Source organism: Marinobacter sp. DSM 26671 (assembly GCF_900112835.1).
Classification (GTDB): domain Bacteria; phylum Pseudomonadota; class Gammaproteobacteria; order Pseudomonadales; family Oleiphilaceae; genus Marinobacter; species Marinobacter flavimaris.
Genome location: NZ_FONF01000016.1, coordinates 14164 through 26637, shown reverse-complemented (window position 1 = coordinate 26637; position 12474 = coordinate 14164). Strand labels below are relative to the sequence as shown.

The window sequence follows — 12474 nt, the reverse complement described above, 5'->3', positions numbered from 1 at the left end:
AACACCTCCTGATTGCTTTTCCATTGCTTCAACCTGATACGTTGATGCTATCGTTAAAGCCACGGGTAACCCTTGACAGGCCGTTGCACCCACTTGACATTTTGTATCAGTCATCATGACAGGTCGTTAACTATCAACGTGACATCTGCCCAATCAGACTCCACCAGCGCACCCCTGGTCGCTGCCTCCAGCACGCTGGCGCTGGTTCACTATCTGGAACGCCAGGGTGTTCTCAATGCGCCAAGGGTGGAACAGCTGACCGGGCTGGCCATGTCGGAGCTCACCGACCCGGACCGGCGCGTGCCCGCCGATGCCCATTACCGGCTGTGGGAACACGCCGAGCTGGTAACGGGCGATCCGGCTGTCGGGCTGCACGCCGGAAAAGTGGTGGATCCCGAGCGGATGGGACTGGTCGGGCATGTGTTTTTCAACTGTGACACCCTGGGTGAAGCCGTTACCCAGTACGTGCGCCTGCATCGGCTGATCAACGAGTCGGTATTCCTGAGCTTCGAACAGACCGCCGACCAGGCCATTCTCTGCTGGCAACCGGACATGGCCGAACATTACTGCCGGCAGGATATGGACCGGACCCTGGCTGCGGCCATCACCCGTACCCGCCACTTCATTCATCCGGGCATCCGGGCGGAATGGGTAGAGATCGCCCATCCGGCGCCGGTGTACGCCGACGAGTACGAAAAGCTCCTCGGTGGCCCGGTGCGGTTTGATTGCGGTATTACCCGGCTGGCGTTCAACAGCCGGCATCTGGGGCACCCGATACCACGCCGCAATCCCTACGTGTATTCGGCAGTACTGAAGCAGGTCAATACGCTGCTGGCGAGGCTTCAGAGCCGCCGCTCGTTCGGCCGCAGGATTCGCCGACTGATCTCGAAGCAGATGGCGACCGAAAGAATCGATGCCGACAGCCTTGCCCGGCAATGCCATATGAGCCGCCAGACGCTCTACCGCAAGCTCAAGAAGGAAGGCCTGAGCTTCCATGGCCTGGTTGAGCAGGTTCGCCAGGACAAGGCGCTCAGGTATGTTGCGGCCGACCAGTACGCTCTGGGTGAAATTGCTTTTCTGCTGGGTTTTTCAGAGCTCAGCGCCTTCAGCCGGGCGTTCAAGCGCTGGACCGGCACCTCACCGGCAGAGTACCGGGCAAGGCATCTGGCCACATCGGGGCCCTACGGCCACCAGGCAGATGAGGGAGCGCAATGATGGACGAGCTGTCTCTCGTTGCACTGGTGGTCGGGGCCGTTTACCTGGGCGCATTTGCCTGTATTTACCGTATTCTTCTGACCTATCGGACAACACAGGGTGCCATTGCCTGGGTCATTGCCCTGATCGGCCTGCCCTACCTGGCTGTGCCCATGTTCGTGCTGTTCGGGCGGCATCGGTTTGGCGGCTACGTGAAAGCCCGACGGCTTGGCGACGAATCCCTGACCAATCTGCTGAACCGGTTCGAGCAGCAAACAACCTCCATACCCATCCCCGCCAGCGAACGGTTCACCGACGAACTTCAGGTGCTCTGCCGACTGGGCCGGCAGCCGTTCACCGATGGCAACCGATGTACCCTGCTCAGGGACGGTGAGGCCACGTTCGAGGCCCTGTTCGAAGCCATGGAAGACGCCGAGCACTATATCCTGCTGGAATTCTACATCGTGCGGTCAGACCGGGTTGGCCGCCGGATCAAGTCAATTCTCGAGCGCAAACTGGCCCAGGGTGTGGAAGTCTGGTTTCTGTATGACGACATTGGCAGCGTCTGGCTGCCGCGCAAGTACCTGAACCAGCTCGCCGCCGCCGGCGCCCGCGTGGCCTCGTTCGGTAACGGCAACATCCGCCGGAGGCGGTTCCAGATCAATTTCCGGAACCACCGGAAACTGCTGGTCTGCGACGGCAAGATCGGCTTTGTGGGTGGCATCAACCTGGGAGACGAATACCTGGGCACTGCCATGGACCAGGAACCCTGGCGCGATACCCACTGCCGGATTGAGGGTCCGGCCGTCACCGGCCTGCAGCTGGCATGGCTGGAAGACTGGAACTGGGCCAGCAACGATTTTCCCAGCCTCGACTGGGCGCCGGTCGACAACCAGCCCGGCGACGACGAGGTGCTGATGCTGCCAACAGGACCTGCGGACAGCTGGGAAACCTGCACACTGTTTTTCCTCAATTGCATCAATAATGCCCGCACCCGGCTCTGGATCGCCTCGCCCTATTTTGTTCCGGATTTCCAGATCATGAACGCCCTTCAGTTGGCGGCGCTTCGGGGCGTGGACGTACGAATCCTGATTCCGGAGAAATCGGACAGCCGCCTGATTGGCCTGGCGGCTTACTCTTACCTCGTCCAGGCCTGCAAGACCGGCATCGGCATCTATCGCTACCAGCCTGGCTTCATGCATCAGAAAGTGATCCTGGTGGATGATCGATACGCGGCGGTGGGAACCGCCAACATGGACAACCGCTCGATGCGACTGAATTTCGAGATCACCGCCATAACCACCGCAAGGCATTTCATCCGGAGTGTGGAATCCATGCTGGAACACGATCTGGACAATTCCCGCCTGATGATCGAGAGCGACTACAAGGATCGGTCGATCCTGTTCCGCCTGTGTTGCCGGGCCGTCCGCCTGCTGGCGCCACTGCTATAGGCCATCCGCCCACTGGCTCCGGAATAGCCGATGTGCGACTATGCCAGGACGATTCAGCCAGTATGCAGTAGCGACAGATCACCATGAATGCCTTCAAGCCCAGAGAAACACTGACCGAACAGGTCGCACGCCACATCGAAAACCTGATTGCCTTTGGCCAGCTGCGCTCCGGTGAACGGATCTACGAGGGCGCCATGGCGAAACAGATGGACGTCAGTCATGGATCCATACGGGAGGGCTTGCTGCTGCTGGAGAAGCGGCATCTGGTCCGCAACGTACCCCGCAAAGGCGCGTTCGTGACTCCGCTGGATGAATACTTCGTTCGCAGCCTGTACGAGACTCTGGAGCTCTACCTCACCCACACCGGTCGCAAGCTGGTGCGTCACTGGCAGCCCGAGGACATGGCCCGGCTGGAGAGCCTGTATGAGCAGATGCAGGCCTGCTACAGGAAAAACGATCTTATGGCGTTTCTGGAGCTGGGCATTGAGTACACCAAGGCATCGCTGGCCTATGCCGACAACTACTTCATTGTCTCTGCCATTGATGACCTCTGGCCTTCGGCAAAGCGCTGTGCCTTCGTCGCCTTCCAGGAAGGAGGCAATCGTGTCATTGAGGACAACCTGTCCCACATGGAACAGTCAATCAGTGCCATCAAGGATCGGGATGAGGATCGCCTGGCAGACATCCTGCACCGCTATGCCCTGCAACAATGCCAGCAGGTTCTCACTGCCATTGAAAAGACCGGCAGCAGAACGGCCTGAAGGCACTCAGTAAAAGAGCTGGGTGAACGAGAAACCAATGTTCAGGTAGGCCGTCCAGTTGTCTTCGTTGTTGTAGGCTGCGGCCACCTGAACCGGGCCGAGGAAGGTATCCACGCCGGCGAATACGCTGGACGATTTCACCGAACTGTCCCAGCTCGCCTCATCCAGAGAGGGCCAGGCATTACCCGCCTCGAACCCGGCGCCAACGAACCAGGGCAGCAGCGGGCCGCCAAAGGTCTGGCTGGCATAGGCTGAAACCATTAACGCGTTGTCTCCGGTAATCTCACCCGGCGCGTATGCCGATAGCCGGCGGAATCCACCCAGGCGGACGGCATTTTCAATTCCGGGAGTGCCCCGGGTTACCGCATGGCCGAAGACCAGTCCGGTCAGGGTCAGGCCTTTCCAGCTTCCGGTTCCCAGCGCCAGGCCGGTTACCGAATCGAACTCCCGGTCGGATCCCAGGCCCTCCCGTTCAAAACGTCCACGGAGGCCGGCAAAGCCACCGTCGCGAGGATAGAAAGTATCGTCCAGAGAGTCGTGTACCAGTTGCACGGCCAGCCCACCCTGGTGCACCGACCCCTCCGGCGCTACCGGTTGCCCGATCTGCTCGTCAACCGTCGCATAGCCCCGCGCATAGATCAGGCGAACTTCGGCATTGCCGCCGATTTCCATGCCCAGTGCCAGATCCGCTTTCCGGAAGGTCACATCCACCTCCGTAACGCGGGTTCCGGCGGCATCAAACAGGCTGAAGGTATCCCGGGAGTACTCGCCACCGAGCACCAGAAAACGCTCATAGCCGTAATCCAGCGGCTGATACCACTGGCTGCGAACCCAGGGCTCGGTGCCCAGCTGAACACCGGTCTGCCACTCCCCGCCCAGGGCATTGAGCTCGGTCATTCGAAGGGAAGAGGCAAGATTGAACCGGGTTTCCCCGTCAAAGTTATCCTCATAACTCAAACCGAAAGACAGGTAGTTCGGCCCCCAGCTCTTCTCCTGGACGCGGATGGTCAGAACGGTTCCCTCGGGCAAAGACGAGGTCGAATAGGACACAATCTCGTAATAGCCAAGCCCGTAGATCCGTTTGAGGTCGGCTTCCAGGCGGGCGGTGTCCAGTGGCTCTCCGATTCTCTGCCGGATTCGTTCCTTGAGGAAGTCCCGGGCCAACCGACGACTGTCTTCGATCTCGATGCGTGACACGATACGCGCACCCGCGTCCTGCGCTGACACGCTGTCGCGCCAATCGGCCCAGGCCTTGCGGGATAATGCCAACGGACGCAGTTCGACGCCGTGTTCCCGGGCCGAGCTGGCGCCCAGCTCAAACAGAACCGGCGCATCGTAAAAATCAGCGGAGGTGTAGCCTTCGAGGTCGGGGCGGATCAGAACATCGTCTTCGGCGAGCAGATCCAGCTGCTGGTCGGTGTTCCGACGGGTCATGATGGTTGTGAGTTGACCGACAACGGAAAACGCGCCCCGCAGCTCGTCGGTTTCCATCAGACTGTCGGTAATATCCACTGCGATGATGATGTCGGCGCCCAAATCCCTGGCAACGCTGATGGGCAGGTTGTTGGCGACGCCCCCATCCACCAGCAACTGGCCATCACGTTCCACCGGCGCGTATACCCCGGGAATACTCATGCTGGCACGGATGGCCTCGGAGAGGTTACCGTCACCGATGACCACCTGCTCACCGGTCTCGAGATCGGTGGCAACCGCCCTGAAGGGAATGGGGAGCCGGTCGAAGTCTTCAACCAGGGCGGCGTTGTGGGTCAGCTCGTTGAGGATAAAACCTAGATTCTGCCCGGCAATCAGCCCGCCGCCGACACGCAGGCCATCGGCGCGAACACCGATGCCCGGGACCACCGGAAACCGCCAGTCATCCTGCTTGCGCCGAACCGGCTTGTAGACCCGGCCGGGATCGTCGCGAAAGCTGGAAAGCCAGTCCATCTCGATAAAGCGCTGCTCGATGTCACTGACCGGCATACCACTGGCATACAGGGCACCGACTGCGGAACCCGCGCTGGTGCCCACCACCAGATCAACAGGAACCCGCATTTCCTCCAGAACCCGCAGCACGCCAACATGGGCCATACCCTTGGCGCCGCCGCCACTCAGAACCAGCCCTACCTTGGGACGCTCCTCAGCCGAAGCCAGTGGTGCCAAGAGAATCATGATGACGGCGATCAGTCGAGGGGCATTCCGGCCCCAGGGGTTGCACTGGCTCACAATTAGGTTATTTCCGCTCGGAGGAGTCGTCCGCCAGTGACAGGTGGGATACGTCAGGTATCATCGGCGGCGGCAGGTCACGCTCGACACCCAGATCACTGCCAGCCGGAGCAAGGCTCCACTCGTCCAGATGCTGAAACATCGGTGGCTCCACTTCGGTCTTCTCTGTCAGGTTGACCCCGACCGGATCCAGACTCAGACCGGAGCCGGAAAGTATCGTATCCACCTTCTCGCCCGCCACCGGCAAACGATCGCCAGGCTCGGTTTCAGGAACCCCACGGCGCTGCCCTTCCGCCGGCGGGGCAGAGGGCGCCGGCTGCGGACGGGGCTGACTTGCGGGGGCCGACGGGGCTGGCTGTGGTGCCGCACTGGCAGCAGGCCGGGCGTCAGCCATCGGCTGGACATAAGCTACCATGCCGTGCTTTTTCAACACCGCCCGGTATTTTTCAGCCTGAACCTCTTCCAGCTTGTTGCGAATAACCACCGGCTGACCACTGAACATGCGATCAACCTGATCAAGAGACGCCTTGAACAGGGTTCTGGCATTGTTGCGCGCCGTTTCCAGATCCGTTCCGGGAACGCATTCCCCTTTAAAGACAAGCTGAAACATGCGTTTTCCTCTCTAAGTCCGTCTTACCCACATCATAGTTGATCGTGCACCGGACCGGGAGCCCGAAAGCCCGGTCGTCACTGTATCGAGACTGCAAACAATTGAAAAATTAATGTCACATATCACGCAAAATGCGACAGACTCTGCAATAATCAACGGTAACCAAACTTTACACTTGGTTACAGATTAACCGGAATGTCACCAGGGAGTGGCCTCCAATGACGATCACACGCTCACTTCGCCTCGCTGCCACAGCCCTTTTGCTGTCGGCACCGCTTGTTCATGCCGAAAATCTTGATGTACTCATGAGCCAGGTGTTTCCGGAAGCCCAGGCGACCTATATCGGGTACGAGAGCGTTGAACGACAGGATATCCCCGCCAGCGCGGCGGTCGAGCGCAAATACCTGATTGTGGATTTCCGCCTGGCTTCTAACGACATGGCCTCTGAACAGCTTCAGGCCAGCGTGCACAAGGTCTGCATGACTCTGCTGAAAGACCGCGACCTGATCCGCCAACTCTCGGATTCCGGTTACGACATGGTCTCGGTCGCTTTCGACCGTCGCTCGCAGTTCGATTGTCTGTAACCCACCCGGCTCTTACTCTTCGCGGCCGAGCAACTTCGGGAAAGCCTCAAGAGCACTGTTGACCGCGTCCAGGTTGAATGCCTCGACATCCGCAAGCAGCTTCTCCCCGTAACGGGTAACGGAACGTGACCGGAATCGCTGGCCCCAGGCCAGCACCCGGCGTGCAAAGTCTTTCATCTGCTCCGGATCGCCACTCTCTCTCACAGCTTCCCACTCGTCACCGAAATCCGCCGCGAGCTGTTCCCTGAGCCAGCCCCGCTCCTGCATGCTGAGAGTCTGGGCCAGCAGCCGGTCGGATTCCTTGGGAACGCCCTCGTCTTCCGCCTGTTCCACCGTCGCCTCAACCCGGGGCAAGGTCACCGTAAAGACCGAACCGGAACCTTGCTCACTCTCAACTTCCAGCTCACCGCCCATCATACGGGCCAGCTTCCGGCTGATGGCCAACCCGAGACCGGTTCCACCATAGCGCCGCGTATTCTGCCCCTCCTGCTGCTCAAAGGCATCGAAAATACGCTCCACCTGATCCGGCGGGATACCGATACCGCTATCGCTGACCGTGACGATCAACTTGTAATACTGGCGTTCCGGCGCTTCCGGGTTCTGTTCCGCTTCTGCCGACCGCTTCTTGAGCGGCTTCGCGGTTGCCCGAACTGTGACACCACCGTCGTGGGTGAACTTGATGGCGTTGCCGACCAGGTTGAACAGAACCTGCCGAAGACGGGTTTCATCCAGCATCATGGCGCCGGGCATTCGCGAGTCGACACTCACTTCCAGGGTTATGCCCTGCTCCCGGGCCCGCAGATCGAAAATGTGGCGAACATCATCCAGGAGACGACGGACCGATACGGCGGAATAGTCCAACCGCATTTTCCCCGCCTCGATTCGGGACAGGTCCAGAATGTCGTTGATCAGCATCAGCAGACTTCGACTTCCCGCCCGGATGGCGTCCAGGTAATTGCGCTGCTGCGGGTCGGTAACACTGTTGCTGAGCAGATCGCTATAGCCGATCACCGCGTTCATCGGCGTTCGTATTTCGTGGGACATATTGGCCAGGAACTCACTCTTGGCCAGGCTGGCGGCCTCCGCCTCCCGGGCCAACCTCTCGGCTTCGAGCTTGGCAGCCCGCAACTCGTCTTCGCTCCGGCGCAGGGCATTCTCCGAACGGATACGCTCATCCACCTCCCGCGACAACTTGCGGTTCCAGTACAGGAAAATCAGCACGACCAGGATGGCGATCAGCACCACCCGCCGCACCACGGTGTAATCGGTCTCCTGCTCGATATCCAGATGAATCCACCTGTTGTAGATGGATTCTGTCTCGCTGGCTTCGAGGCTGCCCAGCGCCTTGTTCAGCACCCGGTGCAGCTCAGGGTTGTCCTTGCGTACGGCCAGTCGCAGGTCGTACTGGTAGGGAGTGATGCTGGTAATCCTTAGGTTCGACAGTCCCAGCCGGGCGACTGTGTAGCTGACCGCCGGTATATGGGTAACCATGACATCCAGGTCGCCGTTGGATAGCGCCAGAAGCCCCTCCTCCACCGTATCCATCGGGTAAAGATCCAGGTTCGGATGATTGATCAACAGGTAATCGTGGGCCGCATGCCGGTTCACCACACCCACCCGTTCCGTGCGGAGTTCCCGGAGATCGCCGATAAAGCGACCGTCGTCCCGGATGGCAAGGGCGATGGGCACGGTCAGATAGGCCCGGGTAAACAGAAAGGCCTCTTCGGTGCGCGGCGTCCGGGACAACCCGGGAAGAATATCCACCTCGCCCGAACGCAGCTTCTCTTCAGCATCCATGCGGCTTCCAGCGACAGAGCGCGTAAACCGCACGTTCAGCTCGGTTTCCAGCCGGGTCAGCAAATCCGGAACCAGGCCGGTGGGCCGGCCGTCCTGGGTGTATTCAAACGGCGGCCAGTCCGCGCGAAACGCGACTTTCAGATCCGGATGCTGTTTGAGCCACTCCATATCCGACCCGGACAACTCCAGGCCACTTCGTTCGAGGGACGGCTGATCGGCCTGCAGCCATGACTGGCGGATGGTGCGGTGCTCGTTATGGCCGATTGCGGCAATGGCCTTGTTCAGCACCTGGTAAAGCAGGTCCCGATCGGTATCCACCCGCAACACCACATCTACCGGGCTGTTATCGAGCAGTACCGACAGACCGATACCATTTACCATCGCCGACTGAAGGTAATCGGACACCACGGGCACCGGCGCCAGAAACGCATCGGCCTGCCCCGAAAGAATCTGGCCGACGGCTTCGCTGACGTTGCTGACCGGCACCGGCGTAAACTCCTCGACGGGGTCCAGCATGGGATACTGGTTGGGGTCACCGGCAATAACTGCAATCCGGCTGCCCTCAAGATCGGCAAGGGTCCGGATGGCCGCATCGCCGGCGCTGACGAACACGCCATAGGTAAGAGACATCAGGGGATCGGTGAAACGCTTGCCGGGCACCACCGGCATCCCCGGCATTCTGGTGGTCAGAACCGCGTCGGTTGCCAGCTCACTCCTGACCGGGCCGTTATCCTGCCCGGTTTCCAGGACGATGGGTTCCATGGCGACGCCCAGTTTGTCGGAGAGCCGGGCAAGGTAGTCAATGTAGGTGCCCGCAAGCACGCCATTGCCGGTATCGAAAACCAGCGGCACCTGATCGCTGCGAAGACCGATACGAAACCGGTCCTGCCCTTCCAGCCAGGTCAGTTCCTCTTTGCCTAGCACGGGGGCCGGCGATGCTTGCGGCGGTTCCGCCCGCAGGGGGGATTGAAACAGCGCCAACAGGCAGCATAGTAGAAAGGCAAGGGTAACCTTCACTGGATATCCTTAAGGGTTCCGCTACATTTCAGGGAACAATACCTGCAAACGCCATTGATTTCATTCAGGCAAACGGCCAACGGGAGACGAATGTCCATGGACACCAGCAAACACACCCTCAGTACTCTGTTCGAGCAACTAGGCCTGGCGTCCGACGCCAAAAGCATTGAGGATTTTGTCGCCAGGTACTCGCCCCTGCCGAGCGAAGTTGCCATCCAGGATGCTCCCATCTGGTCCGAAAGCCAGTCTCACTTCCTGGAAGAAGGCCTGGAGGAAGACAGCGACTGGGCGGAGGTGATCGACGAGCTGGACGCAATGATGCGTCACTGAACGTCGGCACTATCGCTGATCATCACCTGGTCCCGGCCGGCGTCCTTGGCCTGATAGAGGGCCCGGTCGGCCCGGTCAAACACCGACTCCTCGGTGTCGCCGGCAATGAATCCCGCGAGGCCGGCTGAGAAGGTCACAGTCACCGGCTCGCCGCGGAAGTGGAACGGCAGCTTGCCGACATGTTCCCGCAACTTGTCCACCACTGCTCGCGCGTCTGAAGGTTCGGTTTCCGGGAACAACACCACGAATTCCTCGCCGCCAAAACGAGCCACAAAATCCGTGGTGCGCAAGCGATCCCTGAATTCCCTCGCAACCAGCTGCAGCACCCTGTCGCCGGCCTTGTGACCATAGGAGTCGTTGATCCGTTTGAAAAGATCGATATCCAGCACACCGATGGTCAACGGATGGCTGTAGCGTTGCCAGCGGTTGTACTCGAATGACAGTCGCTCCTGCCAGGCTTCACGATTGGGCAACTCGGTAAGCAGGTCAGTCATGGCCCGGAGCCGCTCCTTACGGACCTGTTCCTGCATCTGCTCGGAGTGGGCCTCCATGGCCGCCACTTTCTCCTGCATGGCCTCAAGCTGCTCGGAGAGCGCACGCTCGCGCTCGGATTCCTGGGTACGGAAACGGCCTACCGCCTGACCAATGGACTCAAGATGGCGACTGACCGACTGTTTTAGGTCCTGAAGGTCATCGCTCTCCTGCAAACGTTGCCCGACCCGCTCAATTTCCTCGCGGATCTCGCGATCAAGGTGCTCTGAGGCATCCAGTCGGCCGCACTGGGCCGAGGACTGGGCCGAGAAGTGTTCTTTCAACAGCTCCAGACGTTCATCAAGGCGTTTGAGAAAGGCTTCGAATTCTCGCTTGCTCCGGGTAACCGCAGCGATGACCAGCTCAGCCACATGGTTCAGGCCTTCGCGCAATTCGTTCCAGTCGTTACTGGCAAGCAGAGATTGCTGCAGCGCCCGTGCCCGGGCCTCGGCGGCGGGCTCAAGGGAGACCTGGGTAAGCATCTGACCCAACAGCTGGCCCACACGGCGGGCAATGCGCAACCGCTGGACGTTGTCCTCGATATCCTGTTCATTGCCCGGGAGGGACTCAGGCTGCTCGCTGCTTTCCGGTAAAGGTTCCGCGCTGACCTGTTGCTGCTGTTGCTGGGACTCTTGCTCTGGCTCTCGCGCCAGACGGGAGAAAAAGGAAGGCTTCCTGTCGTTGGCCGACTGGCGCTCATCGAGCAAGGCGACCTGGCGATCAATCTGATCCTGCAAGTCCTTCCAGGCGTCCACATCTACCCGGTTCTTCCGCAGGTCCTTCCGGATGCGAGCCAGCAACCGATCCAGCTCCGGGGTCTGGCCTTCGGAGGCGAGACTGGTGCGCACCAGCATGCGTTCAAGGGTATTCCGCTCCGCCTTCCACTGCTTTTCCCGATTGTCTGCAGACTCGAGTTCCTGAAGGTATTTTTCCTTCCAGGACTGATCCGATGCCATGGAGCGCTCCCGCCTATCCTTGCTGTACTGTTGATGTGTGAAAAACCCCTGGATGACCCTTGCTGGTCTCAGGAACTCTCGTCACTGGTTTTACCATGATACCGATCGCGTCGTGCTCTGGGGTGACTCTGGTCATAAACCCGGGCCAAATGTTGAAAATCAAGATGAGTATAGACCTGGGTCGTGGCAATGTCGGCATGGCCCAGAAGTTCCTGTACGGCACGAAGGTCACCACTGGATTCAAGCATGTGGCTGGCAAACGAGTGTCGCAGCAGGTGCGGATGGAGCTTCTGGTCGGCACCGCGGCTGATTCCCCAGCGGCTCAGGCGGGCCTGGATACTTCGGTGGCTGAGTCGTTCGCCCCGCTGGCTGACGAACAGAGCAGCCTCACCGTCATTGGCCAGCGCCGCTCTGTACGGTAGCCAGGCCTGTATGGCTGCAATGGCTTTTCGTCCGACGGGCAGCAGCCGTTCCTTGCCACCCTTACCCATCACGCGAACCTCACCACTGCGCAGATCGACGGTATCCAGATCCAGGCTTGCCAGCTCCGCCAGCCGCAGCCCGGAAGAATACATCAGCTCGAACATACATAGATCCCGCACTTCCAGGGGATCGTCCGGCTGTCCGTCCAGTAGATGATTCAGTTGATCCACATCTGCAACGCGAGGCAGACGGCGGCCACTCTTGGGGGCCCGGATATCCAGCGCCGGATTATCCGATGCCAGCTTCTCCCTGAGCAGGAACTGGTAGAAACGGCGGGTCGCCGAGAGATGTCTGGCAATGCTCCGGCCTGACAACCCCTCCCGGCTGAGCGTCGCGACGTAGCGGCGCAGGTCGTGGTTGGTCACCCGTTGCCAGGCAACGAATCCACTGCGGCCCAGCCAGTCCGCCAGACGCAGCAGGTCGCGCTGGTAGCTGTCGCAGGTTCTTGGAGAATGGCGTTTCTCAGAAGCCAGGTGCCGGATAAATTCCGCCAGCGGCCCGGTCAGCTCATTGGGCACTGCCGGACTCTCCGGGGCT

10 protein-coding genes are annotated in these 12474 nt (G+C 60.1%); 5 read left to right on the top strand and 5 right to left on the bottom strand.

Annotated features, from left to right (window positions below; genetic code table 11):
• Nucleotides 1–138 precede the first annotated feature (138 nt).
• The 3 genes from BM035_RS16085 (at nt 139) to BM035_RS16075 (ending at nt 3406) form a co-directional block, all read left to right on the top strand.
• Nucleotides 139–1215 (top strand): AraC family transcriptional regulator, encoded by a 1077-nt coding sequence (locus BM035_RS16085; RefSeq protein WP_008173236.1) that lies wholly within the window; start codon nt 139–141, stop codon nt 1213–1215.
• Nucleotides 1215–2645, top strand: a complete 1431-nt coding sequence (gene cls, locus BM035_RS16080) for a cardiolipin synthase (RefSeq protein WP_014575864.1) — start codon at nt 1215–1217, stop codon at nt 2643–2645. Before BM035_RS16085 ends, cls begins: the two co-directional genes overlap by 1 nt.
• Before the next feature lie 83 nt (nt 2646–2728).
• Nucleotides 2729–3406, top strand: coding sequence for a GntR family transcriptional regulator (locus tag BM035_RS16075; protein ID WP_008173234.1), 678 nt, complete (start codon nt 2729–2731; stop codon nt 3404–3406).
• Nucleotides 3407–3412: 6 nt separating this feature from the next.
• On the opposite strand, the gene BM035_RS16070 is transcribed toward BM035_RS16075, so the two are convergent.
• Both BM035_RS16070 and BM035_RS16065 read right to left on the bottom strand, forming a co-directional pair.
• Nucleotides 3413–5629, bottom strand: a complete 2217-nt coding sequence (locus BM035_RS16070) for a patatin-like phospholipase family protein (RefSeq protein WP_053114170.1) — start codon at nt 5627–5629, stop codon at nt 3413–3415.
• Between the two features lie 7 nt (nt 5630–5636).
• Nucleotides 5637–6239 (bottom strand): hypothetical protein, encoded by a 603-nt coding sequence (locus BM035_RS16065; RefSeq protein ID WP_008173230.1) that lies wholly within the window; start codon nt 6237–6239, stop codon nt 5637–5639.
• A 218-nt stretch (nt 6240–6457) separates the two neighbouring features.
• On the opposite strand from BM035_RS16065, the gene BM035_RS16060 reads away from it, so the two are divergent.
• A complete protein-coding gene (locus tag BM035_RS16060; protein WP_008173227.1) occupies nt 6458–6823 on the top strand; it encodes a hypothetical protein in 366 nt (121 codons plus the stop codon).
• 12 nt (nt 6824–6835) lie between these two features.
• On the opposite strand, the gene BM035_RS16055 is transcribed toward BM035_RS16060, so the two are convergent.
• The gene (locus tag BM035_RS16055; RefSeq protein ID WP_092033146.1) at nt 6836–9637 is read right to left on the bottom strand and encodes an ATP-binding protein; all 2802 of its coding nucleotides are present in this window, start codon (nt 9635–9637) and stop codon (nt 6836–6838) included.
• Nucleotides 9638–9733: 96 nt separating this feature from the next.
• Between BM035_RS16055 and BM035_RS16050 the strand changes: the two genes are divergently transcribed.
• Nucleotides 9734–9967 (top strand): DUF2789 domain-containing protein, encoded by a 234-nt coding sequence (locus BM035_RS16050; protein WP_008173223.1) that lies wholly within the window; start codon nt 9734–9736, stop codon nt 9965–9967.
• On the opposite strand, the gene BM035_RS16045 is transcribed toward BM035_RS16050, so the two are convergent.
• Together BM035_RS16045 and xerC are read right to left on the bottom strand one after the other, a co-directional pair.
• Nucleotides 9961–11454, bottom strand: a complete 1494-nt coding sequence (locus BM035_RS16045; protein ID WP_008173222.1) for a GGDEF domain-containing protein — start codon at nt 11452–11454, stop codon at nt 9961–9963. The two genes, BM035_RS16050 and BM035_RS16045, sit on opposite strands and share 7 nt — an antisense overlap.
• A 68-nt stretch (nt 11455–11522) precedes the next feature.
• On the bottom strand, nt 11523–12455 hold the full coding sequence (xerC, locus tag BM035_RS16040) for a tyrosine recombinase XerC (protein ID WP_062783982.1): 933 nt from the start codon (nt 12453–12455) through the stop codon (nt 11523–11525).
• Between the last annotated feature and the right edge of the window lie 19 nt (nt 12456–12474).

What these genes read in the sequence shown, in the direction of transcription:
- cls (WP_014575864.1), top strand. Translation starts at nt 1,215, where the DNA reads ATGGACGAGCTGTCTCTCGTTGCACTGGTGGTCGGGGCCGTTTACCTG.
- BM035_RS16075 (WP_008173234.1), top strand. Translation starts at nt 2,729, where the DNA reads ATGAATGCCTTCAAGCCCAGAGAAACACTGACCGAACAGGTCGCACGC.
- BM035_RS16065 (WP_008173230.1), bottom strand. Translation starts at nt 6,239, where the DNA reads ATGTTTCAGCTTGTCTTTAAAGGGGAATGCGTTCCCGGAACGGATCTG.
- BM035_RS16060 (WP_008173227.1), top strand. Translation starts at nt 6,458, where the DNA reads ATGACGATCACACGCTCACTTCGCCTCGCTGCCACAGCCCTTTTGCTG.
- BM035_RS16050 (WP_008173223.1), top strand. Translation starts at nt 9,734, where the DNA reads ATGGACACCAGCAAACACACCCTCAGTACTCTGTTCGAGCAACTAGGC.
- BM035_RS16045 (WP_008173222.1), bottom strand. Translation starts at nt 11,454, where the DNA reads ATGGCATCGGATCAGTCCTGGAAGGAAAAATACCTTCAGGAACTCGAG.